This window comes from Nonomuraea sp. NPDC004186, assembly GCF_053603495.1.
Map to the genome: position 1 here is coordinate 143,045 of NZ_JBSGFQ010000012.1, position 21,587 is coordinate 164,631.

The 21,587-nt window shown below is 71.2% G+C and carries 22 protein-coding genes; 12 read left to right on the forward strand and 10 right to left on the reverse strand.

Translation table 11 applies throughout. The features are described 5' to 3' along the window. The first annotated feature begins 17 nt into the window (after nt 1-17). Entirely contained in the window at nt 18-1,037 is a 1,020-nt protein-coding gene (locus ACWEPL_RS13045; RefSeq protein WP_355206179.1) for a hypothetical protein, read from the forward strand. On the opposite strand, the gene ACWEPL_RS13050 is transcribed toward ACWEPL_RS13045, so the two are convergent. Further along, nucleotides 1,021-2,370, reverse strand: coding sequence for an aminotransferase-like domain-containing protein (locus tag ACWEPL_RS13050; RefSeq protein WP_363963345.1), 1,350 nt, complete (start codon nt 2,368-2,370; stop codon nt 1,021-1,023). The genes ACWEPL_RS13045 and ACWEPL_RS13050 overlap by 17 nt on opposite strands. Before the next feature lie 151 nt (nt 2,371-2,521). Here ACWEPL_RS13050 and ACWEPL_RS13055 point away from each other — a divergent pair, with 151 nt between their 5' ends. The 6 genes from ACWEPL_RS13055 (at nt 2,522) to ACWEPL_RS13080 (ending at nt 7,493) form a co-directional block, all read left to right on the forward strand. Then, nucleotides 2,522-3,409, forward strand: coding sequence for a hypothetical protein (locus ACWEPL_RS13055; protein ID WP_452436192.1), 888 nt, complete (start codon nt 2,522-2,524; stop codon nt 3,407-3,409). Beyond that, complete coding sequence (locus tag ACWEPL_RS13060) at nt 3,406-4,206, forward strand: deaminated glutathione amidase (protein WP_452436193.1); 801 nt, start codon at nt 3,406-3,408, stop codon at nt 4,204-4,206. Before ACWEPL_RS13055 ends, ACWEPL_RS13060 begins: the two co-directional genes overlap by 4 nt. Then, the gene (locus ACWEPL_RS13065; RefSeq protein WP_363963351.1) at nt 4,199-5,125 is read left to right on the forward strand and encodes an ABC transporter substrate-binding protein; all 927 of its coding nucleotides are present in this window, start codon (nt 4,199-4,201) and stop codon (nt 5,123-5,125) included. Before ACWEPL_RS13060 ends, ACWEPL_RS13065 begins: the two co-directional genes overlap by 8 nt. Further along, on the forward strand, nt 5,122-6,033 hold the full coding sequence (locus ACWEPL_RS13070; RefSeq protein ID WP_363963353.1) for an amino acid ABC transporter permease: 912 nt from the start codon (nt 5,122-5,124) through the stop codon (nt 6,031-6,033). Before ACWEPL_RS13065 ends, ACWEPL_RS13070 begins: the two co-directional genes overlap by 4 nt. Then, nucleotides 6,030-6,794 (forward strand): amino acid ABC transporter ATP-binding protein, encoded by a 765-nt coding sequence (locus tag ACWEPL_RS13075; RefSeq protein ID WP_364255738.1) that lies wholly within the window; start codon nt 6,030-6,032, stop codon nt 6,792-6,794. The genes ACWEPL_RS13070 and ACWEPL_RS13075 overlap by 4 nt, the downstream gene beginning before the upstream one ends. Nucleotides 6,795-6,971: 177 nt before the next feature. Further along, nucleotides 6,972-7,493: a GNAT family N-acetyltransferase gene (locus ACWEPL_RS13080; RefSeq protein ID WP_452436194.1), complete on the forward strand. Its 522-nt coding sequence runs from the start codon at nt 6,972-6,974 to the stop codon at nt 7,491-7,493. Here the strand turns inward: ACWEPL_RS13080 and ACWEPL_RS13085 are convergent. Then, a complete protein-coding gene (locus ACWEPL_RS13085; protein ID WP_452436195.1) occupies nt 7,480-8,346 on the reverse strand; it encodes a LysR family transcriptional regulator in 867 nt (288 codons plus the stop codon). The genes ACWEPL_RS13080 and ACWEPL_RS13085 overlap by 14 nt on opposite strands. Nucleotides 8,347-8,430: 84 nt before the next feature. Here ACWEPL_RS13085 and ACWEPL_RS13090 point away from each other — a divergent pair, with 84 nt between their 5' ends. Both ACWEPL_RS13090 and ACWEPL_RS13095 read left to right on the forward strand, forming a co-directional pair. Then, nucleotides 8,431-9,690, forward strand: coding sequence for an MFS transporter (locus ACWEPL_RS13090; RefSeq protein ID WP_452436196.1), 1,260 nt, complete (start codon nt 8,431-8,433; stop codon nt 9,688-9,690). 36 nt (nt 9,691-9,726) lie between these two features. Further along, a complete protein-coding gene (locus ACWEPL_RS13095) occupies nt 9,727-10,425 on the forward strand; it encodes a B3/B4 domain-containing protein (RefSeq protein ID WP_452436197.1) in 699 nt (232 codons plus the stop codon). 67 nt (nt 10,426-10,492) lie between these two features. Here the strand turns inward: ACWEPL_RS13095 and glnA are convergent, their stop codons facing one another. Continuing rightward, entirely contained in the window at nt 10,493-11,917 is a 1,425-nt protein-coding gene (gene glnA, locus ACWEPL_RS13100) for a type I glutamate--ammonia ligase (RefSeq protein WP_350728806.1), read from the reverse strand. A gap of 93 nt (nt 11,918-12,010) precedes the next feature. Further along, complete coding sequence (locus tag ACWEPL_RS13105) at nt 12,011-13,108, reverse strand: hypothetical protein (protein WP_452436198.1); 1,098 nt, start codon at nt 13,106-13,108, stop codon at nt 12,011-12,013. Between the two features lie 77 nt (nt 13,109-13,185). Here ACWEPL_RS13105 and ACWEPL_RS13110 point away from each other — a divergent pair, with 77 nt between their 5' ends. The 3 genes from ACWEPL_RS13110 to ACWEPL_RS13120 are packed head-to-tail and all read left to right on the forward strand — an operon-like array spanning nt 13,186 to nt 15,257. After that, entirely contained in the window at nt 13,186-13,647 is a 462-nt protein-coding gene (locus tag ACWEPL_RS13110) for an RDD family protein (RefSeq protein WP_185072810.1), read from the forward strand. A 58-nt stretch (nt 13,648-13,705) separates the two neighbouring features. Then, nucleotides 13,706-14,341 carry a TetR/AcrR family transcriptional regulator gene (locus ACWEPL_RS13115; protein WP_452436199.1) on the forward strand — a complete coding sequence of 212 codons (636 nt, stop codon included), beginning with the start codon at nt 13,706-13,708 and terminating at the stop codon, nt 14,339-14,341. Next, nucleotides 14,319-15,257 (forward strand): hypothetical protein, encoded by a 939-nt coding sequence (locus ACWEPL_RS13120; RefSeq protein ID WP_452436200.1) that lies wholly within the window; start codon nt 14,319-14,321, stop codon nt 15,255-15,257. Before ACWEPL_RS13115 ends, ACWEPL_RS13120 begins: the two co-directional genes overlap by 23 nt. Here ACWEPL_RS13120 and ACWEPL_RS13125 read toward each other — a convergent pair. The 6 genes from ACWEPL_RS13125 to ACWEPL_RS13150 all read right to left on the reverse strand — a co-directional run bounded on the left by ACWEPL_RS13125 (nt 15,238) and on the right by ACWEPL_RS13150 (nt 21,498). Continuing rightward, the gene (locus ACWEPL_RS13125) at nt 15,238-16,002 is read right to left on the reverse strand and encodes a class I SAM-dependent methyltransferase (RefSeq protein ID WP_452436201.1); all 765 of its coding nucleotides are present in this window, start codon (nt 16,000-16,002) and stop codon (nt 15,238-15,240) included. The two genes, ACWEPL_RS13120 and ACWEPL_RS13125, sit on opposite strands and share 20 nt — an antisense overlap. Continuing rightward, the gene (locus tag ACWEPL_RS13130; RefSeq protein WP_350728818.1) at nt 16,002-16,682 is read right to left on the reverse strand and encodes a DUF4191 domain-containing protein; all 681 of its coding nucleotides are present in this window, start codon (nt 16,680-16,682) and stop codon (nt 16,002-16,004) included. The genes ACWEPL_RS13125 and ACWEPL_RS13130 overlap by 1 nt, the downstream gene beginning before the upstream one ends. 64 nt (nt 16,683-16,746) lie before the next feature. Next, nucleotides 16,747-19,125 carry a glycoside hydrolase family 3 protein gene (locus ACWEPL_RS13135; RefSeq protein WP_452436202.1) on the reverse strand — a complete coding sequence of 793 codons (2,379 nt, stop codon included), beginning with the start codon at nt 19,123-19,125 and terminating at the stop codon, nt 16,747-16,749. Nucleotides 19,126-19,262: 137 nt separating this feature from the next. Beyond that, the gene (locus tag ACWEPL_RS13140) at nt 19,263-20,078 is read right to left on the reverse strand and encodes an alpha/beta fold hydrolase (RefSeq protein WP_363963375.1); all 816 of its coding nucleotides are present in this window, start codon (nt 20,076-20,078) and stop codon (nt 19,263-19,265) included. Next, complete coding sequence (locus tag ACWEPL_RS13145; RefSeq protein ID WP_355206124.1) at nt 20,054-20,449, reverse strand: VOC family protein; 396 nt, start codon at nt 20,447-20,449, stop codon at nt 20,054-20,056. The genes ACWEPL_RS13140 and ACWEPL_RS13145 overlap by 25 nt, the downstream gene beginning before the upstream one ends. Before the next feature lie 92 nt (nt 20,450-20,541). Continuing rightward, a complete protein-coding gene (locus tag ACWEPL_RS13150) occupies nt 20,542-21,498 on the reverse strand; it encodes an AraC-like ligand-binding domain-containing protein (protein ID WP_363963377.1) in 957 nt (318 codons plus the stop codon). Nucleotides 21,499-21,587: the final 89 nt, after the last annotated feature.

The window sequence follows — 21,587 nt, forward strand, 5'->3', positions numbered from 1 at the left end:
GCGTGTTATCCGTTTACGTGGATTTGGCCCTGGGCCTGGTGGTGTCGTTCCTGCTGCTGTCGCTGCTGGTGAGCGGGCTCAACGAGGCGTTCGTGCGGGTGCTCGCCATCCGCAGCAAGTTCCTGTGGGCCTACCTCAGGGACACCATGGACGGTTCCGACGCGCAGGGCAGGTCGTGGCTGCCCGCCAAGGTGCGCGACGTCTTCGCGGCGCTGCCCTTCATACGCGACCCCCGGCCCAAGCACAGCGACCAGCCCTCGCCCCCCGAGCCGGGGGCGCTGCCGGCGCAGGAGACCAAGGCCGAGGACGCCATGGTCAACCTGCTCTACCAGCGGGTCCAGGGGATCGACCACCCGAAGAAGGGCCGTACCAGCATCTCCAACATCCCGCCCGCGCGCTTCGCGGTGGCCCTGATGGAGCTGGCCGCGGGGGAGCCGGACGGGGTCGAGGGGCTCCTGGAGAAGCTCAAGGCCATGCGCAGCCCGCTCTACGGCCACCTCAAGGGTGTGTGGGAGACCGCGCAGCGCGACCTCGACCGGTTCCGGCAGGGGGTGGAGAGCTGGTTCGACGGCGAGATGCAGCGGCTGTCCATGCTCTACAAGCGCTACGTCAAGTGGGTCGTGGCCGTGCTCGGCGTGGTCGTGACGCTGGTGTTCACGATGGACGGGCTGGAGTACGCCAAGACGCTGCTGCGCGACAACGCCTTCCGCGCCTCGGTGACGGCCGTGGCGGGGTCGGGGACGGACGCGTACAACGAGCTCAAGGCACGCTGTACGGGCGGCGACCCGGTGCCGTGCGTCACCGAGACGCTGAGCCAGCCCGCGCTGGTCAAGATGCTCGACCATGCGCTGGTCAGCGTGTCGATCCCGGCGGAGGGCGACCCGTCCGTGCACTGGAACGGCGGCCTGTGGTGGCAGCGGATCACCACGCCCAGCCACTGGCCCGGCTTCCTGCTGACGTACGTGGCGCTGCTGTTCGGGGCGTCGTTCTGGTGGGACGTGCTGCGCCGCCTGACCGGGATCAAGAGCCGCCGCTGAGCCCGCCCCTGGCCGCCAGGGTGATCACGTCGGCCAGGGCCGCCAGCTCGCCGGGGTCGTCGGTGAGCCGGGCCGTGGCCAGGCGCAGGTGGTGCGTGGTCGCGGGGCCGATCACGTACCGGCTGCCGGCCGCCACGGAGATGCCGTGCGCGGCCAGCGTGACCAGCGCCGCCGACTCCTCGCGCACCGGCACCCACAGGACCAGCCCGTCGCCGCCGCCGGTGGGCACGCCGCGCTCCGCCAGCTCCGACTTCAGCCGCGCCCGCCGCCCGGCGTAGACCGTCCGGGCGTGCGCCACGCGCTCGCGCACCTCATCGTCCCCGAGCAGGTGGGCCAGCGTGTCCTGCAGGATCCGGCTGGTCCAGCCGATGCCGAAGCTCCGCAGCACGCGCACCCGCTCGACCGCGTCCGCCGCCCCGCCGATGATCGCGATGCGCAGGTCGGGGCCGTGCGACTTGGAGTACGAGCGCACCAGCACCGTGCGGTCGGGGAAGCGCGTCCCCATGCTCACCATCGGCGAGACCGACAGCTCGCCGATCCCGTCGTCCTCCACGATGAGCGTCGAGGTCGGCTCCAGCAGGGCGGCCAGCTCGGCCGAGCGCTCGGCGGTCACGGCGTGGCCGCAGGGCGACTGGCCGCGCGGCTGGTACACGAACGCCACCGGCCTGGCCCGCAGCGCCTTGGCCAGCGACTCGGGGACGGGCCCCTGCTCGTCGCAGGCCACCGGCACGATCTGGACGCCGATCGTCTCCAGGATGTCCAGCAGCCGGGCGGCGGTCGGCTCCTCGATCGCGATCCGGTCGCCGGGCAGCGCGGCCGTCTGGCAGAGCAGCTGCACCCCCTCGTACCCGCCGCCGACGGCGAGCCAGCCCTGCGCCGGGAACGGCCAGTCCGGCTCCACGGCGGCACGCAACCGCGGCGTGATCGTCTCGCGGGCGTAGTCGTTGAGCCCCTCCGCGCCGGCCGCGGCGATCAGCGCGGCCTCCAGCGGCGGCAGCAGCGCCGGGTCCGGGGAGGCGATGGCCAGGTCGATCGCCAGCCGGTCGCCCCAGTGGCCGATGCGCTCGTAACGGATGGGACGGGGCACGTCGGGCGGCCCGAGCACCACCGTGCCGCGGCGGCGGTCGGTGTGGATCATCCCGTGCCGCCGCAGCTCCGACCAGGCCTCCGCGACGGTCCCCGAGCTCACGCCCAGCTCCCTGGCCAGGCTGCGCACGGTCGGCAGGCGCGTCTGCGCGGTGACCGTGCCCTGCCTGATCAGGTCGGTCAGGGCGGCGGCTATCCCGCGTGCGGTCGGCTCGCCGATGCGCTGCGCCAGCCAGGCGGATTCCACATGACCTCCTGTAAATCTTTGTTCAGCAACAAAGATCGTCTTGTGTGGGGCGTTGCCTGAACATAAGGTTTCCAGCAATTCAAAGCAAGGGAACTTTGGGGTGTTTGTGCATATTCGGTTGGGTCTGCGGGATTGGGACCATCTCGTACCGGTGGCGACGGGGGAGGTGCGGCCCGAGGGGTTCGAGCTGGACCTCGAGTCCCGCGCCGTCACCCCGGACGTCCTGAGCGAGCCGGGCCTGGACGGCGGTGAGACGTCCTTCAGCAGGTACGTGCTCGGCCGCGCCGCGGGCGACGACCGCCTGGTGGGCCTGCCGGTGTTCGTGATGCGGGGCTTCCGGCACCGGTGCGTCCTGGTCCGCCGTGACAGCGAGCTGACCTCGCTGGAGGAGCTCAAGGGCGCCCGCATCGGCCTGACCGGCTGGCCGGACTCCGGCAACACCTGGACGCGCGCCCTGCTCAGGGCCGCCGGCGTGGACATCACGGGCATCGAGTGGACGGTCGGCCCGCTGGTCGCCGGGGAGACCGGCAAGGACCGCGTCGGCCCCGTCCCGTTCCCCGACAACGTCTCGCTGACCGGCGACGGCCTCGCCGAAGGGCTCGCCGAGGGCCGTTACGACGCGATCATGACCCCGTTCATGCCCGACGAGTTCTTCACCCCGGACAGCCGCTTCCGCCACTTGCTCGCCGACCACCGCGCCGCCGAGCTGGCCTACTACCGGGAGACCGGCTTCGTGCCCGGCATCCATCTCGTGACGCTGAAGCGCGAGGCCGTCGAGCGCGACCCGGGGCTGCCGGGGGCCGTTCAGGACCTGCTCGAACGCTCCAAGCGGCACTGGCTGGCCCGGCGGCGGCTGCTCACCGACACCACGCCCTGGCTGCTCGCCGACCTGACGGAGACGGCGCGGACCTTCGGCCCCGACTGGATGCCGTACGGCGTCGGGCCCAACGCCGCCATGATCGCCGCCTTCTGCGAGGAACTGCACGCCCAGGGCATCTCGAACCGCCGCATCCGACCCGAGGAGGTCTTCGACATATGAGAATCGCCGTTGGACAGTTCGCGTCCTCGGAGGACTGGACGGACAACCTCAAGACCTGCCAGGACCTGATCGACCGGGCCGCCGAGGGCGGCGCCGACCTGCTGGTCCTGCCCGAGGGCGCGATGGCCCTGTTCGTCGACGAGCCGACGCGCATCCGCGAGGCCGCACAGCCGCTGGACGGGCCGTTCGTCAGCGGGCTGGTCGAGCGCACGCGCGGCTCGTCCACCACCGTGATCGTCGGCGTGCACACCCCGTCGGGCGACGGCCGCGTGTTCAACGTCCTGGTGGCCGCCAGGGACGGCGAGATCGTCGGGACATACACCAAGCTGCACCTGTACGACGCCTTCGGCCGGCGCGAGTCCGACAACGTCGTGCCCGGCACGAACGCGCCCGTGGTGATCGACGTGGCCGGCTGGAAGGTCGGCATGATGACCTGCTACGACGTGCGCTTCCCCGAGCTGGCCAGGCTCCTGGCCGACCAGGGCGCCCAGGTGATCGCGCTGCCCACCGCGTGGGTGCGCGGCCCGGCCAAGGAATGGCACTGGGAGGTCATGGTGACCGCCCGCGCCCTGGAGAACACCGTGTACCTGGCCGCCTCCGGCGAGTGCGGCCGCCGCAACATCGGCGCCAGCATGGTCGTCGACCCGCTCGGCATCACCCGGGCCCGCCTCGGCGACGCGCCGGGCCTGCTCTGGGCCGACGCCTCCATGGAAGAGCTCGAGCGAGCCCGCCTCAGCCTCCCCGTCCTCGAGAACCGGCGCTTCGCCGTCGACCCCCGATTGGAGCGACATGTCTAAGTACGCGACGGCTGCCCTGCTCGGCGCCGCCCTCCTGATTGCCGGCTGCGGCGCCAACCCGGAGGAGGCCCAGGGCGCGCTGAGCTCCCAGTCCGCCCCCTCCGGCACCGTGGCCGCCCAGGGCAAGGACCAGGCCCTGTACGACCGGCTGCCCGACAAGGTGAAGACCGCCGGCAAGCTGGTCTCGGTGAACAACGGCTCGTTCCCCCCGTACGAGATCGCCGGCGCGGACGGCAAGTCCATGACCGGCGCCGCGGCCGACCTGTCGGAGGCCCTCGGCCAGGTGCTCGGCGTCAAGATCGAGCACGTCACCGTGGACGGCCTGCCCAGCCAGCTCACCGGCATCGCGTCGGGCCGCTACGACCTGGCCATCGGTCCGGTGGGCGACTTCCCGGACCGGCAGAAGTCCAACGACTTCGTGGACTGGGTCAAGGAGTTCGTGGTCTTCGCCGTGCCGAAGGGGAACCCCAAGAAGATCAACTCGGTGGCCGACACGTGCGGGCTGAAGATCTCGGTCATGGCCGGCGGCTCCGCCGAAGCCGTGATCAAGAACCAGTCCGAGACCTGCGCCAAGGACGGCAAGCCGAAGATCACCGTACAGTCGTACAAGGACCAGCCCACCTCGGTGCTGGCGGTCAGCTCGGGCCGGGCCGACGCGTTCTTCTCCTCGCAGGCGCCGCTCACGTACTTCGTGTCGCAGTCCGGCGGCAAGCTGGAGCTGGCGGGCAAGGGGCAGAGCAACGGCTTCGACGACCTCTTCCAGGGGGCCGTCGTCGGCAAGGACTCGCCGCTGCGTGACGTGGTCAGGGACGGCATCCAGAAGCTGATCGACAACGGCGCCTACGCCAAGATCATGGACAAGTGGGGCACCTCCGACAACAAGCTGGACAAGGCCGGCGTCAACCTGGCGGGGTCATGAGCGGACTGCCGGACGTCGACGTCGCGGGCGCGTCCCGCACGCGCCATCCGCTGCGCTGGGTGGCCTCGATCATCCTGCTGGTGCTGGCCGCCCAGCTCGTGAGCCTGCTGGTCACCAACCCCAACTTCCAGTGGGACGTGGTCTTCAAGTACGTCAACGCGCAGGTCATCGGCCAGGGCGTCTTCACCACGCTGCTGCTCACCGTGATCGCGATGTTCGTGGGCGTGGTGCTCGGGGTGCTGCTGGCCATCGGCCGGCTCTCCGAGAACCCCGTCGCGCGGGCGGCCTGCGGGCTCTACGTGTGGTTCTTCCGCGGCACGCCGGTGCTGGTGCAGCTCGTGCTCTGGTACAACCTGTCGTACCTGCTGCCCAAGATCTCCCTCGGCGTACCGTTCGGCCCGGAGTTCATCAGCGCAGACACGAACCTGGTCATCACCCCGCTGCTCGCGGCCATCCTCGGGCTCGGGCTGAACGAGGGCGCGTACATGGCGGAGATCATCCGCGGCGGCCTCATGTCGGTGGACCCCGGCCAGACCGAGGCCGCCTCGGCGCTCGGCATGAGCAACGCGCGCACCTTCCGCAGGATCGTGCTGCCGCAGGCCATGCGGTTCATCATCCCGCCCACCGGCAGCCAGGTGATCAGCATGCTGAAGGCCACGTCGCTGGTGAGCGTCATCGCCCTGGCCGACCTGCTGTACACGGTGCAGTCGATCTACAACCGCACCTTCCAGACCATCCCGCTGCTGATCGTCGCCTGCGTCTGGTACCTGATCATCACCTCGATCCTGTACGTCGGCCAGTCGTTCATCGAGCGGCACTACGCCCGCGGGGCCACCAGACACGCGCCGCAGAGCTTCTGGGCCTTCCTGACCTTCCGCCGGCGCCGTCCCTCGGAGGTGACGTCATGACCGTCCCCATGGTCCACGCCCACGCCGTACGCAAGCACTTCGGCCACCTCGAGGTCCTCAAGGGCATCGACCTGGACGTCCAGGCGGGGGAGGTCGTGGTGATCCTCGGCCCCTCCGGGTCGGGCAAGTCGACATTCCTGCGCTGCGTGAACCACCTGGAGACCATCGACGGCGGCTCCATCTTCGTGGACGGGGAGCTGATCGGGTTCCAGGCGTCCGGCGGCAAGGTGCGGCACCTGCGCAAGCGCGAGATCACCCGCCAGCGGCGGGAGATCGGCATGGTCTTCCAGCAGTTCAACCTGTTCCCGCACTTCACGGTGCTGCAGAACGTCATGGAGGCCCCGGTCGGCGTCCGCCGCGAGTCGCGCGAGCAGGCCCGGGAACGGGCGTCCGGCCTGCTGCGCCGCGTGGGGCTGGAGGACAAGGCGGGCAGCTATCCCAGGCAGCTCTCCGGCGGGCAGCAGCAGCGGGTGGCGATCGCCAGGGCGCTGGCGATGCGGCCCAAGCTCATGCTGTTCGACGAGCCGACCAGCGCGCTGGACCCGGAGCTGGTGGGTGAGGTGCTGGCCACCATGAAGAGCCTCGCGGAGGACGGGCTGACCATGATCGTGGTGACCCACGAGATCGGGTTCGCGCGGGAGGTGGCCGACCGGGTGGTGTTCATGGACGGCGGCGTCGTGGTCGAGTCGGGCACGCCGAAGGAGGTCCTCGACAACCCCACCAGCCCGCGCACCAAGGCCTTCCTCAGCCGCGTCCTGTAGCCCCCACACGCCGCCTTCGCCCCTGCCTGGCCTCCGCCGCCCTGCCCCATGCGCCTCCCTTCTGCGCGCACGGCCTCGTCCCCGCCCTCACGGACGCACCACGACCGCCCCCCTTCCGGCCGATCGCTCCCTTCTCCCCGAAGGACGGATGGCGCGGGCGGGCCTATCGTGGGTGGGATGGAGACCCAGCGTTTGATCATGCGCAGATGGCGCGACGAAGATCGGGAACCATTCGCCGCGATGAACGCCGACCTCGAGGTGATGGAGCACTTCCCCGCCCCGCTCACCCGCCCGGAGAGCGACCACTTCGTCGACAGGATCGAGGAGGAGTTCGACAAGGACGGCTACGGGCTGTGGGCGCTGGAGGTGCGCGGGAGCGGCGAGTTCATCGGCTTCGCCGGCCTGATCTGGCAGACGTTCGACGCGCCGTTCCTGCCCGCGTGGGAGATCGGATGGCGGCTGGCACGGCCCGCCTGGGGCCACGGGTACGCCACCGAGGCGGCCAGGGAGGTGCTCGGGCACGCGTTCGAGAAGGCCGGGCTGGACGAGATCGTCTCCATGACGGCCAAGAGCAACACCCGCTCCCAGGCCGTGATGAAGCGCCTGGGGATGACCCACCTGACCGACTTCGGTTACCCGCGGCTGGCGCCGGACCATCCTCTGTTCCCGCACGTGGCGTACCACATCAAGCGCCCGTAGGGGCGCTCATGGCGTAGAGGACGTCGCGCAGAGCGGGCTCGCGGCCGCGTAGCCAGACCAGCCGCAGCGCCAGCGCGGGAGCCTCGAAGCCGAGCCGCACCAACGCGCCGGAGGCCAGGTCCGGCTCCAGCGCGAAGTCAGGCAGCAGCGCGCTGCCGAGCCCCTGCCTGGCCCATTCGCGGGCGGTGGCGATGCTGGTCAGCTCCCTGCGCGGCACCTCCGCGCCGAACGCCCGGTCGGCGGCCAGCCGGATCGAGCAGCCCGGCGGGCTGACCAGCAGCGGCTCCCGATCCCCGTCCGGCGCCGCGACCAGCGCCAGCCCGACCTCACCCACGTCCAGGAAGTCCAGATCGGGCGTCACCGGCCCGGAGCCGGGGTCGTGCGGCACGGTGAACCCGAGCCCGCCGATCCGCAGGCCCGTGTCCAGCAGGAGCACCGCGTCCAGCTCGCCGCCCGCCACCCCGGCCAGCAGCGACTGCCTGGTGTGCGAGCGCACGTCCACGTCCAGGTCGGGACGGCGTTCCGCCAGGCGGCGGATCACGGCGGGCATCCTGGCCGCGGCGAGCATCTCCAGCGCCCCGATCCGCACCTTGCGCCGCTGCCCGGTGACGGCGCGGCGCACCTCGTCGGCGTGGTCGAGCAGGCCCTGTGCCCGCGCCAGCAGCGTGGCACCCTGCTCGGTCAGCCGCATGCCCTGGGGCGTGCGCTCGAAGAGCGCGACCCCGAGGCTCCGCTCCAGCCGGCGCACCTGCTCCGACACCGACGCGGGGGCGAGGCCGAGGCTGTTCGCCGCCCCGGTGACGGTGCCCGTCCCCGCCACCGCGACGAACCCCCGCAACTGCCGCAAGTCCATGGCCGCCAGCATACGGTTTTCCCGAACGCCCCCTGAGGTCGCGCCTGTTGAGGGTGGATGTGGCGTTTCAGCAGGCTGAGGCGCATGATGTTCGGATTCTCCCTCGCCTACTTCCTCGTGATCCTCGACACGACCGTGCTGACGATCGCGCTGCCCGATCTGCGGGCCTCGCTCGGCGGCTCGCTGGCCGGGCAGCAGTGGGCGGTGAACGCGTACACGGTCGCCTTCGCCGCCTCGCTGCTCGTCGGGGGAGCGGTGGCCGACCGGTACGGCGCGGCCCGGATCTTCAAGGCCGGTGTGGTGGCGTTCGGCGCGATCTCGCTGCTGAGCGCTGCCGCGCCGCACCTGGGCGTGCTGGTCGGGCTGCGGGCTCTGCTCGGTGTGGCGGGCGCGCTCTGCACGGGCGGCTCGCTCGGCCTGCTCCCGCAGCTCTTCCCCGACCCGGCCGCCCGCGCCCGCGCCACCGGCCTGTGGGCGGCCATCACCGGCACCGCGCTCGCCGCCGGTCCGCTGCTCGGCGGTCTCCTGGTGGACCTGTACGGCTGGCGCGCGGTCTTCCTGCTCAACCCGCCCCTCGCCCTGATCAGCCTGCTGGCCATGCGCCGGGTGAGCTCGCCGCGCGGCCACCGCGGGATCGACTGGCGGGTCCAGGCGCTGGCCTGCGCGTTCCTGGGCCTGGTGGCGCAGGCCCTGATCGGCCCCTCGGTCCTGGCGGGCGTCGCGGCCGTGGCCGTACTGGCGGTGCTGGTGCCGGTGGAGCGCCGCAGCCACGCCCCCGCGCTGCCCGGCGGCCTGCTCGCCGCCACCTGGCCCGAACTGCTCGCCGGCACGGTGGCCAACTTCGCCTTCTCCGGCGCCCTGTTCGTCCTCACCCTCCTGCTGCAGGACACCCGCCACCTGGACCCGCTGGCCGCCGGGCTGGCCTTCCTGCCGCTCACCCTCCCCATGACCGTGAACCCACTGCTCACCGGCCGCCTGGTGGCCCGCTACGGCCCGCGCCCGCCGATCCTGTGCGGCCTCACCCTGCTCGCGACCGGCCTGGCGGGGGTCGCCCTCACGGACGCGCTGGCGTTGTGGCTGGTGGTGATGGGGTTCGGGCTGTCGTTCGTGCTGCCCGCGCTGATGGCGGGCATGGTCAACAGCGCTCCGCCGGGGACGGCGGGCACCGCGGGCGGCGTCCTGAACGCGTTCCGCCAGGCCGGCGCGACCCTCGGCGTGGCGGTCATGGGCGTGGTCGGCCGGCCCCTGCTGGCGGCGGCCGTCCTGACGGCCCTGACCTGCCTGTGCTACGCGGCGGCCGCCTGGCGCGCCCGCACGGCCGCCCTGACGATGCGGGTATCGTGATCGGCTGGGGTTTGTCCGGGGATGGCGAGGTGGACCGTGCGTTTCCAGCATTCGAGTGACATCTGGCGGGACTTCCCGGAGCTCGTGCCCGGCGTGCTCGTCGCGTCCGGCGTCTCGGCGGGCGTCTCCGTCGACGACCAGGTCTCCCGGTTCGGCGAGCTCGCCGCGGAGCGGCTCGCGACCTCCTCGGAGGGCGAGCTGCCGGAGATCCAGGCGTGGCGGCGGGCGTTCTCGAAGATGGGCCTCAAGCCGACCCAGTACCGCTGCGCCTCGGAGTCCCTGCTGCGCCGCTTCAGGAAGGAAGGCGCGCTGCCGCGCCTGCACCCGCTGATCGACCTCTGCAACGCGGTCTCCATCGCGTACGCGATCCCGGTGGCGGTGTTCGACGTCTCCAAGATCACGCAGTATGTAGAGGTCAGGTACGCGGCGGGCGACGAGACGTACCTGACCTTCTCCGGCGAGACCGAGCACCCGCCGCCCGGCGAGGTGATCTTCGCCGACGCGGAAAGCAGGGCCCACGCCCGCCGCTGGACCAACCGCCAGAGCGGCCTCTCGGCCGTCCGCGACACGACCACCGACGTCCTGATCGTCGCCGAGGCGCTGCACGACACGGCCGGGAAGGACGTCGACTCCCTCCTGGCCACGCTCTCGGACGAGCTGGCCGCCGTCTGGCCCGTGACACCGGACTCCGCGATCCTCGGCCCGTCCGAGCCCCGGTTCGAGTTCCCGGCGTGACGTTTCGCGACGTGAAACGGCCCGGGACCGTGATCGGTCCCGGGCCGTTCGCCGTGTGCGGGCCGGACTACACGTCGTAGTACAGCTCGAACTCGTGCGGGTGCGGGCGCAGGCGGATCGGGTCCACCTCGTTCTCCCGCTTGTACGCGACCCACGTCTCGATCAGGTCAGGCGTGAAGACGCCGCCCTCGAGCAGGTAGTCGTGGTCCTCCTCCAGCGCGTTGAGCACGTCGGTGAGCGAGCCGGGCACCTGCGGGATGTTGCGGGCCTCCTCCGGCGGCAGCTCGTAGAGGTCCTTGTCGACCGGCTCCGGCGGCTCGATCTTGTTGCGGATGCCGTCGATGCCCGCCATCAGCATCGCCGCGAAGGCGAAGTACGGGTTGCAGGACGGGTCGGGCACCCGGAACTCGATGCGCTTGGCCTTCGGGTTGGAGCCCGTGATCGGGATCCGGACGCAGGCCGAACGGTTGCGCTGGGAGTAGACCAGGTTGACCGGGGCCTCGTAGCCGGGGACCAGGCGGTGGTAGGAGTTGACCGTCGGGTTGGTGAAGGCCAGCAGCGACGGCGCGTGCTTGAGCAGGCCGCCGATGTAGTAGCGGGCCGTGTCGGACAGGCCCGCGTAGCCGACCTCGTCGTAGAAGAGCGGCGAGCCGTCCTTCCACAGCGACTGGTGGCAGTGCATGCCGGAGCCGTTGTCACCGAAGATCGGCTTGGGCATGAACGTGACCGTGTGGCCGTACTCGAGCGCCGTGCTCTTGATGATGTACTTGTACAGCATCAGGTTGTCGGCGGTCTTGAGCAGCGTGCCGAACTTGAAGTCGATCTCCGCCTGGCCCGCCGTGCCGACCTCGTGGTGCTGCATCTCTACGTCGATGCCGCACTCGATGAGGTTGCGCACCATCTCGGAGCGCAGGTCGGTGAAGTGGTCCATCGGCGGGACCGGGAAGTAGCCGCCCTTGTAGCGCGGTTTGTAACCGAGGTTGCCGCCCTCGGTGGCCTTGCCGGTGTTCCAGGCGCCCTCGATGGAGTCGATGTAGTAGTAGCCGGCGTTCTGCTTCGTCTCGAAGCGCACGTCGTCGAAGATGTAGAACTCGGCCTCAGGGCCGAAGTAGACCGTGTCGGCGATGCCCGTGCCCCGAAGGAACTCCTCGGCCTTGCGCGCGACGTTACGCGGGTCGCGGCTGTAGGCCTCGCCGGTCAGCGGGTCGTGCACGAAGAAGTTCAGGTTGAGCGTCTTGTGCTGGCGGAACGGGTCCACCACGGCGCTGGACGGGTCGGGCAGCAGAAGCATGTCGGACTCGTGGATCGCCTGGAAACCGCGGATCGACGAGCCGTCGAACATGAGTCCGTCGGTGAAGACGCTCGCGCTGAAGTTTTCTACCGGGAAGGTGAAGTGGTGCGTCGTCCCCGGCAGGTCGGTGAACCTGACATCGACGAATTGCACCCCTTCGTCACTGATGAACTTCAGGACGTCGTCGGCGGAGTTGAACACTCTCGAACCTCCCTGGGGACTGGCCATCATGCCGACGCTAGGGCGTGGCCGTTTCCGTGTGGTGTCTCGATTGTTTCGCACATGTTACGCAGGTCAGGTGCCCTGCGTAGCGACGCATCCCTCGGAATCGTCCTCTTCCAGCTCGTACGGATCCACGGGCGCGCCGGTCGGCGCCACCGTACCCCGAGGTGAATCCTCGTACACGGGATGGATGAAGCCGTCGCGCGTGTCGCAGCTCGCCGGGGTGCTGCTCGCCCCCCAACGCAGCGGCCACGCGACCAGCCGCCCCTCCTCGCGGTACAGCCACACGCGGCCCTTGGGATGGGCGACGACCCGGATCGTGGTGTCCGGCCGGCCCGGGCGGTGCACGGCGTAGACGACGATGTGGTTCAGCTTGAGCTCGACGCCGCGCCGCCAGCGGTCCTTGAACGTGCCCAGCTTGACGCGGCCGTGCACCTTGATCACATCGGTGGAGAACTCGGCCGTGCCCTTGGCGAACTGGATGACGTAGGCCGCCGAGCCCTTGTGCTTCTTCATGTCCCGGAGGAACCAGTCACGCTGGTCGGGGCTCAGGAGCTTGGTGAACGCCGACGGCTTGCCGCCCAGGACCGCCTTCTTGTCGAGGAAGGCCGCCGCCATCAGCTCGCGGGTCAGCTTCAGGCCCTTCGCGACGTCCTTCTTCGACAGCCCGCCCAGCGCCTTCGCCTCCGGCAACGCGAATCCGGCGGCCCCCTCGGCGTACTTCTCGGCGGGGGATCCGGCGAACGGGCTCGTCGGCTCCTCGCTCGCCCCCTCCGTCGGCTCCTCGGCGGCTTCGTCCGCCGGGTTGCCGGCGGGTTCGACGGCCGGCTCGGCGATCGGCACCGGTGGGTCGTCCACGACGACGCCCGAGGTGAGCAGATCGGGGCGGAAGGTCACGATCACACCCGCGGCGGTGATCAGCGAGGTGATCACGGCCATCGCGATCCAGGCCCGCCCGATCCGCCGCTGCGGCTCGGACCCGTAGTCCCCGTGTCCCCCGGATCCTCCGGATAAGCGCGCCGACCTGCTCTCGCGCCTGGCTAAGCGGTCGGTACGCCGCTGTTCTTTCGCGCCTTTGACGGCCGCGGCGCGCATCCTGCGCTGTTGCTCCTCGTCTATCTGCGCGACCAGCTCGTTGAAGCGCGCGTCAAGGTCATCCCCGTGTGGCATGGCGTACATGATGGCCGTTCTGCGACGCGGTTGGGTCACGATGCCGACCGGCCCACCGGGCGGATACCGTTGAGGGCATGAGCAGCAAGGAGCCTCGGTGGACGCAGACCTGGCTGGGCGGGGTCAGGTCCGCCGGGGTCGATCTCGGATACCCGGGGGAGCGCCTGGGGCTGCCCGAGGAGGGCAGCGGGTCGATCGCCGGCTGGGGGCGCAGGATCGCCGCGCTGGTCATCGACTGGATGATCTGCACGTGGGTCGTCGTGCAGCTGCTGCTCAGGATCGACCCGGCCGAGCAGCCGTGGGCGCCCGCGGCCGTCTTCGCCGTGCAATACCTGATCCTGGTCGGGTTCATGGGGCAGACGTTCGGCCACCGGCTGGCGGGCATCAGGGTGGCCGCGATGGACGGCGGTGACCCGCGCTGGCTGCCCGTGCTGGTGCGCTCGGTGCTCCTGTGCCTGGCCGTGCCCGCCCTGATCTGGGACCGCGACCACCGCGGGGTGCACGACCGCGTCTCCAACACGATGGTCGTCCGCATGTAGCCGGGTAAAAAAACGTACCTGGTTCAAAAATGTACCCGGTACGGTTTATGCTGCCCTCATGGGGTTGAGGGAGCGGAAGAAGGAGCAGACGCGGCGGCGGATCGCCGAGGTGGCGCTGCGGCTGTTCGACGAGCGCGGCTACGACGCGGTGACCGTCAACGAGATCGCCGAGGCGGCCGGGGTCGCCAAGGTGACGCTGTTCAACTACTTCCCGACCAAGGACTGCCTCGTCACCGAAGGGGTCAAGGAGGACCTGGCGGCGATCGTGGCCGGGCGGGGCGAGGGGCGCTCGCCCCTTCAGGCGCTGCGCGAGCACTACCGCTCGATGGCCGCCCGGGGCGCGGGAGCGGTGGACGTCGAAGCGCTGCTGGCCAGGGTGCGGGTGATCGGGTCGAGTCCGGCCCTGATGGGCGCGCTGCACGCGATGCACATGAGCGAGCGCCACGAGCTGGCCGAGGCCCTCGGGGAGGCCTACCCCGGCGACGATCTGACCGCGCGGCTCATGGCCGGGCAGATCACCGCCGCCGTCACCACCATCCAGGAGGCCTTCTTCCATCGCATCGCGACGGGCGAGCCGCTGGAGGAGGCGGGCCGGCGCCTGGCGGGTGACGTGGAGCTGGCCTTCGACCTCCTGGAGCACGGCCTCACATACGCAAAAAAGGGGATAAATCATGAAAAAGGGGATCAACTATGATGTCGGGTTCCTGCCGGGCGACAGCCTGAGCCGCAGGTCGTTCCACATCGAGGACGTCCGGCGCGACATGCGGACGATCGCGGAAGACCTGCACTGCGCGTCCGTACGCATCTCCGGCCGCGACCCCGAGCGCGTCGAGGCGGCCGCCAGGGAGGCCGCGGCGGCCGGGCTGGAGATCTGGTTCACCCCGTTCCCCGTGGACCTCACGCAGGACGCGATGCTGGAGGTCTTCGCGGACGCGGCCCGGCGCGCCGAGTCGGTGCGCCGCGACGGAGCCGAGGTCGTGCTGGTCACCGGCTGCGAGATCACCGCCTTCGGCCACGGCTTCATCGACGGCGACGGGTACGGCGACCGGCTCGGCGCCATGATGGCCGGCGACATGGAGTGGTGGACGTCCCTCATGCAGGTCATGCCGCGCTTCAACGCCTACCTGGCGAAGGTGGCCGAGACCGTGCGGCCGCTGTTCGGCGGCCGGCTGAGCTACGCCTCGGCGCCGTGGGAGCCGGTCGACTGGGCCCCGTTCGACGTGGCGGGCGTGGACGCCTACCGCGCCGCCTACAACGCCCACGACTTCGCGGACGAGCTAAGCGCCCAGTTCAAGCACGGCAAACCGGTCGCCGTGACGGAGTTCGGCACCTGCGCGTACCGCGGTGCGGGGGAGCGCGGCGGCTCGGCCTGGGTGGTGCCCGAGGACGCGGTACGCGACGAGGGCGAGCAGGTGCGTTACTTCACCGAGCTGATGGACGTCTTCGAGCAGGAGGGGGTGGAGACCGCGCTGTGGTTCACGTTCGCCGCCTTCAACCGGCCCGGCGAGGCCGACCTGGGCTCCTACGGCGTGGTCAGGATGCTCGACGAGCGGCGCTGGGAGCCCAAGGAGGTCTTCCACGCCATGGCCGCTAGGTACGCGCGCAGCTGAAAATGGCCGTGCCCGGGAGGTGACGGCCGCGCAGCGGGCTCCAGCCGCCCCACACCCGCTCGTGCCCCTCCGGCCACTCGGGCTCCAGCAGCCCCGTGACGGTCAGCCCGGAGGTGACCAGCAGGTTCACCCAGTCACCCATGGTGCGATGGTGCTCGGCGTACGTGACCGTGCCCCGTTCGTCGTGCTCCTCGTAAGGGGAACGGTCGAAGTAGGACCGGTCGGACGTCAGCCCGCGCGGCCCCGGATCGTCCGGGAACGCCCACCGGATCGGATGGCTCACCGAGAACACGAAGCGGCCGCCCGGTCTGAGCACCCGCCGCACCTCGCGGAAGACGGCGAGCGGGTCGGCCACGAACGGCAGCGCCCCGAACGCCGAGCAGGCCAGGTCGAAGGCGGCCGCGGCGAACGGCAGCGACTCGGCGTCGGCCTGGACCACGGGCACGCACAGCCCCGTGTCGAGGTCGATGCGCTGGGAGTGGCGCAGCTGCCGGTGGGAGACGTCGAAGGCGGCCACCTGCGCGCCCTGCGTCACCAGCCAGCGGGCGCACTGCGCCGCCCCGCAGCCGATCTCGAGCACGCGCCGACCGCGCACCTCGCCGAGGAGGTGCGCGTCGGCCTCGTCGACGCCTTCGGGACACCACACGAACCCGGTGTCACGCAGGAACTCGCCGTGTTCGAGCTGGTAGTCGTCGGCGTTGCCGTCCCACCACCAGCGGTTGGCCCGTGCGGAGGAGGACAGCACTAGCGCATCTTGGGGCCGCGCGGCATGCGCGCGCCCTTGGGCATGGGGCCCTTGGGCAGCGGCATGTTCTTCGGCAGCGAGCGCAGCCGGTCCTTCACCTCGTTGACCGCGGGCTTCTTGAGGTTGCGCGGCAGCTTCATCAGGTGGCGCTGCAGCTTGCCGAGCGGCACCTGCCCCTCGCCGTCACCGCACTGGATGTCGTAGATCTCGATGCCCAGGACCACCCGCGCGACCCGCTTCTTCTCGGCCGCCAGCATCTTCGCCACCCGGTTGCCCGGCCCCTCGGACACCAGCACGACGCCCGGATAGCCGACCACGAGATGGATGAGGTCCTGGTCGCGGTTGACCGCGATGGCAGGGGTGACCTGCCAGTTGCCGCGCATGCCCTGCAGCACCGCCGCCGCGGCACCCGTCTGGCCGTGCAGGATCGAATATTGGGCCTTCTGGGCGAGCTGCCCGAAGACCACCAGACCAACCGTGAGCGCGGCCAGCACACCGATGAACACCGAATACCACAAGTAGTCCGTGACCAGGCCGATCACGACGACCACAGCCAGCGTGCCCACCGCCGAAAGGAAGACGATGGGCAACCCCTTGGGGTTGGCCTGCTTGATGATCTGCGCGATCATGCGGAGCTGCTTGATGCGCCCCGGCTTCTCTGGATCCTCGGACTTTGCCATGCTCTGAAGGATACAAACCAACAGGTGCGGTATGGAAAACGTGACCCCGTCATTTCGCGCCCGGCTAGATCTTCACGGTCGCGGACAGGCGCGGATCGGCCGCGTGGCGGCCCGCCTCGACCGTGTGAACGCCCTCAACGGTCCGCCAGCCGCCCTCCTCCCAGACCTGGAAGGTCCGCTCGGGCAGGAACACGGTCGTGATCACGGTCTCCCCGGGCGCCGCCTCGACCACGTCGAACCCGGCCAGCGCCCTGTCGACGTACACCTGCACGACCTCGCGGCCCGGGCGGTCGCCGGTGTTGGTGACCGCCACCGTCACGCTCGTGCCCTCGGCCGCGATCGAGTCGTACGACCAGGTGGTGTAGCCCAGGCCGTGCCCGAACCAGAACGCCGGCGCGCGGCGCGTGCGCTCCCACGCCCGGTAGCCGATCGAGGTCCCCTCCTCATAGGCCACCACACCGTCCACCGGCGTCACGTCGACCACGGGAGCGTCCTCCAGCCGCCGCGGCCACGTCGTGGGCAGCCGCCCGCCCGGCTCGGCGTCCCCGAACAGCACGTCCGCCAGCGCCGCCCCCGCCTCCTGCCCGGGGAACCAGGTGAGCAGCACGGCCGCCACCTCCTCCGCCCACGGCAGCTCGACCGGCGAACCCGCGTTGACCATCACGACGGTGCGCGGGTTGGCCGCGGTCACCGCGCGGATCAGCTCGTCCTGCCGCCCCGGCAGCCTGAGGTCCGCGCGGTCGAAGCCCTCGCTCTCCACCTCGGGCGTGGTCGCGGCCACGACCACCGCCACGTCGCACTCCGCCGCCACCCGCGCGGCCTCGGCCATGAGCTCGTCCTCGCCGGGGCCGGGGTTCGCGTGGCCGGCCGTGAAGGACACGAACGCCATCCCGCCGAACGCCCCGGCCGGGTGCGTCACGACCACCTCGTACGCCTGCCCGGCGGCCATGGGCAGGCTGATCCGCCGCTCGGGCGGCGACAGGAACGCCATGGCGGGGTCGTCGCCGTCCGGGCCGATGCTCTCGTCGAAGACGCTCTCGCCGTCGACGGCGACGGTGAAGGCGCCCACACCCGCGACCGACAGCTGGTGCTCGCCTGAAACGTCCGGTGTGTACGTGGTACGCAGCCGGACCGCCGCCAGCCGGTCGCCGTCCACGCCCGGCGGCAACTGGCCGATCCACCGCGCCTTGGCCGTGGCCAGCGGCTGCTCCGACAGCACCGCGCCATCGGCGTCCAGGAAGGCGGCCGTGGCCGGGCCGGGGAGCGGGGACAGGCGGATCCGGGGATCGGTGCCGAGCGCGTACCGGACCTCGGCCCGCTCGCCGAGCCCCTGCAGCGGCGAGACGATCCGGCCCGGGAAGACCTGCGCGCTCCCGCCGCCCATGACGCGCGCCTCGGCGGCGGCCGCCCCGATCAGGGCGATGGTCCTGATCTGCCGGAACGGCAGGATGCCGTCGTTGGTGAGCAGCGTGAAGCCGCGCGTGGCCACCTCACGCGCCAGCGCCACCCCGTCGATGGCGGGCCACTCATCGGCGGCCGGCGTTTCCGCGGCGTCGGTGGCGGGTCGCTCCTCGGTGGGTGGGGGCTCCGCGCCGTGCAGGGCCCCGACGCGGTGGGCCAGGCGCAGGATGCGGCGCACCCGATCGTCCACGACCGACTCGGGCACCCGCCCCTCCCGTACGGCGGCCTCCAGCCTCTCTCCCCACGGCCCGTGCGGGCCCGGCATCGCCACGTCGGTGCCGCCCAGCGCCGCGGCCTCGGTCGTACGCACCGCCGTCCAGTCCGACACCACGAACCCGTCGAACCCCCACTCGCCCTTCAGCACCCCGTTCACCAGCTCGGCGTGCTCGGTCATGGTCGTGCCGTTCACCGAGTTGTAGGCGGTCATGAGGCCCCACGCCCCGGCCCGCACCACCCGCTCGAACGGCCGCAGATAGACCTCGCGCAGCGCCTTCTCGCTCACCCGGACGTCCGCGGTGAAGAGGTCGGTCTCGAAGTCGTTGGCCACGAAATGCTTCGGGGTGGTGGCCACCCCGCCCTCCTGGACACCCTCGACGTACGCGGCGCCGATCTCGCCCGTCAGGTACGCGTCCTCGGAGAAGCACTCGAAATGCCGGCCGCCGAGCGGGGAGCGGTGCAGGTTGATCGTGGGGGCGAGGAGCACGTGCACGCCCTTGCGCCGGGCCTCCTGAGCCAGCAGCCGGCCCGCCCGGCGGACCAGGTCCACGTCCCAGGTGGCGGCCAGCGCGGTCGGGCTGGGCAGCGCGATCGAGGGATCGACCGCGCTCCACTGCTCGCCGCGTACGCCGATCGGGCCGTCGCTCATGACGAGCCGATCGAGGCCGATCTCGGGCAGCGGCGGGAGCGACCACATGCCGGCCCCGGTGAGCAGGCGGACCTTGGTGCGGAGGTCGAGCCGGGCGATGAGTTCGTCGAAGTCCACGAGCCCAGTCTTCACCAGCTCGCGCCGGGCTCAAATGAGGCTCGGGCGGGGCTCATGGGGGCTCAGGCGAGGTCTCAGGCGAGGGCTCAGGCGGAGGGCTCAGGCGAGGGCTCAGGCGGAGGGCTCAGGCGGAGGGCTCAGGCGGTGGCGAAGAACTCCAGGAGCTCGGGCACCAGCGCCTGCGGGGCCACGTTGTGCGCCTGGCCCTCCAGGACCCGCCGTACCGCGCCCGGTACGGCCGCCGCGACCGCCAGCCCCGCGTTCGACATCCACCCGGGGCTGTCCTCGCCGTTCAGCACCAGCGTCGGCTGCCTGACGGCGGCCAGCCGCCCGGCGGGCAGCGCGTTGCCCGGCCCCAGCACGGCGGCCTCGTAGGCGAGGGTGTGGGCCAGCGCCTCCACCTGCGCCCAGGACGGCTGCGCGCGCATCGCGGCCACCGCCTCCGGCGGCGCCTCGGCCGCCTCCACCATGAACCGCTCGACGGCCTCGCCCCGCCTGCCCGCCCTCACCAGCGCCTCCAGCCGCGCGGCGAAGTCGTCCGGGAGCGGGGGCGCGCTGTCGTCCACGTGGTACGGCGGCTCCCACAGGGCCAGCTTCGTGACGGCCGGGTTCCGTACCGCGGCCTCCAGCGCCAGCGCGGCCCCAGACGAGCCCCCGAACACCATGGCCGACCCGCCCGCCGCCTCGATGACCGCCGCCAGATCCTCGATCTCCCGCTCGACCGCGTACGGCTGGGTGTCCCCGCTGTCGCCGCGCCCCCGGCGGTCGTAGTCGTACACCGTGAACCACGGCGCCAGGGCGGCCGCCACGCCGGCCGGCGTGACGTGGCCCCGCACCCCGAACGCGCCGTGGACCAGGACGACCGCGGGCCCCTCGCCGTAGCTGTCGAAGGCGATGACGGTCCCGTCCGCCGAGATCGCCTTGCCGCTCAGGCGGCCGGCTGCGCCAGGCACAGCGCCTCCCAGTGGTGTCCGTCGAGGTCGGCGAAGCCGCGCTGGTAGCGGATGCCGTCCTCCTGCTTCACGCCCGCCGGGGTGGCGCCGAGCGCCAGCGCCTTGTCCACCAGCTCGTCCACCTGGGCCGGGTTCTCCATGCCCAGCACCAGGATCGCCTCCGTGGCCGTGTCGGCGGCGGCGATCTCCTTGGTGATGTACGAGCCGAACGTCGGCTCGGTCAGCAGCATGACCTGGGTCTGCTCACTGATGATCACCGACGCCATGCCCTCGGCCATGCCGAACAGGTTGAAGCCGAGTTCGGCGAAGAACTTCTTCGACCGCTCGAGATCCTTGACCGGCAGATTGACGAACAGCTGCATTTTCCTCATCCCTTCCTTCAATGTGCCTTCAGTCTGCCGATCGAAGGGGGTGCCGGTCTTGGATCTGGGTGCCAGGCGGATTGACGTTCAGCGCACGGTGTTCAGCGCACGGTGTTCAGGCGCCGGTATTCGGCGGGCGGCATCCCGTACGCGCTCTTGAAGAGCCTGCTGAAGTGGGCCGAGTCCGGCAGCCCCCACCGGGCCCCGATCTCGCTCACGGACCGGGTGCCACCCGATGCCAGCTCCGCGCGGCACCGCTCCAGCCGCCGCTGCCGGATCCAGGCGGCCACCGTGGTGTGCTCCGCCTCGAACAGCCGGTGCAGGTAGCGCACGGAGATGTGGTGCGCGGCGGCGACGGCGGCCGGGTCGAGGCCGATGTCGCCCAGTCGCTGCTCGATGAAGGCGTGGATCTCCATCAGCAGCACGCGCTGCCGGGAGTCCTCCGGCAATGCCCGCGTCAGCTCGACGCGTTCGGCGACGGCGGTGCTGACCAGGTCGGTCACGATGCCCGACAGCCTGGCGGCGCTGCCCGGCCGGTACGTCTCGATGTCCTCGGCCACCCGGCGCAGCAGCGGCACGGCCAGCGCGGCGGCGCCGGTCTCGGCGGTGATGGGGACGGCGGCGAGCGCGTCCACGGCGCCGGACGGCAGCGCGAGCAGGTCGCGCGGGAAGCTGAACAGCGCGAGCCGCACCGCCGAGTCGTAGGCCAGCTCGTAGGGCCTGGTGAAGTCGTAGATCGCGAAGTCGCCCCGGCTGAGCTGCGCGTCCCGCCCGTCCTGGGAGAGCCGCGGGCTGCCCTCCAGGGCCAGCACGACGCGGTACATCTCGGGGCTGCCGCTGTCGATCATGCCCGGGGTGCGGTGCACGCTGTGGGGCGTGGACGTGCGGATCCGGCCGACGGTGACCGAGCCCAGCCCGCCGGTCACGATCTCGCCCCGCAGCGGGGCGCCGGGGGCGATCCTGCAGTCGAGCGGGCCGAGCGTGTCACACACGATGCTCCGCCAGGCGTCGTGACGTCGCTTGGCGGGCAGGTCGCTCGTGCGGATCAGAACCGCCATGTCCGCTCCCGGGGTCGCCTTCTTGCCATGCTAGTGCCGTATTTGCAACATTTGCCGGTGATGGGCTTCGACCGACAGGAGCCGAAAGC

What these genes read in the sequence shown, in the direction of transcription:
- ACWEPL_RS13150 (WP_363963377.1), bottom strand. Translation starts at nt 21,498, where the DNA reads ATGGCGGTTCTGATCCGCACGAGCGACCTGCCCGCCAAGCGACGTCAC.
- ACWEPL_RS13060 (WP_452436193.1), top strand. Translation starts at nt 3,406, where the DNA reads ATGAGAATCGCCGTTGGACAGTTCGCGTCCTCGGAGGACTGGACGGAC.
- ACWEPL_RS13120 (WP_452436200.1), top strand. Translation starts at nt 14,319, where the DNA reads ATGAAAAAGGGGATCAACTATGATGTCGGGTTCCTGCCGGGCGACAGC.
- ACWEPL_RS13070 (WP_363963353.1), top strand. Translation starts at nt 5,122, where the DNA reads ATGAGCGGACTGCCGGACGTCGACGTCGCGGGCGCGTCCCGCACGCGC.
- ACWEPL_RS13085 (WP_452436195.1), bottom strand. Translation starts at nt 8,346, where the DNA reads ATGGACTTGCGGCAGTTGCGGGGGTTCGTCGCGGTGGCGGGGACGGGC.
- ACWEPL_RS13145 (WP_355206124.1), bottom strand. Translation starts at nt 20,449, where the DNA reads ATGAGGAAAATGCAGCTGTTCGTCAATCTGCCGGTCAAGGATCTCGAG.
- ACWEPL_RS13065 (WP_363963351.1), top strand. Translation starts at nt 4,199, where the DNA reads ATGTCTAAGTACGCGACGGCTGCCCTGCTCGGCGCCGCCCTCCTGATT.
- ACWEPL_RS13130 (WP_350728818.1), bottom strand. Translation starts at nt 16,682, where the DNA reads ATGGCAAAGTCCGAGGATCCAGAGAAGCCGGGGCGCATCAAGCAGCTC.
- ACWEPL_RS13080 (WP_452436194.1), top strand. Translation starts at nt 6,972, where the DNA reads ATGGAGACCCAGCGTTTGATCATGCGCAGATGGCGCGACGAAGATCGG.
- ACWEPL_RS13075 (WP_364255738.1), top strand. Translation starts at nt 6,030, where the DNA reads ATGACCGTCCCCATGGTCCACGCCCACGCCGTACGCAAGCACTTCGGC.
- ACWEPL_RS13105 (WP_452436198.1), bottom strand. Translation starts at nt 13,108, where the DNA reads ATGCCACACGGGGATGACCTTGACGCGCGCTTCAACGAGCTGGTCGCG.
- ACWEPL_RS13115 (WP_452436199.1), top strand. Translation starts at nt 13,706, where the DNA reads ATGGGGTTGAGGGAGCGGAAGAAGGAGCAGACGCGGCGGCGGATCGCC.
- ACWEPL_RS13090 (WP_452436196.1), top strand. Translation starts at nt 8,431, where the DNA reads ATGATGTTCGGATTCTCCCTCGCCTACTTCCTCGTGATCCTCGACACG.
- ACWEPL_RS13110 (WP_185072810.1), top strand. Translation starts at nt 13,186, where the DNA reads ATGAGCAGCAAGGAGCCTCGGTGGACGCAGACCTGGCTGGGCGGGGTC.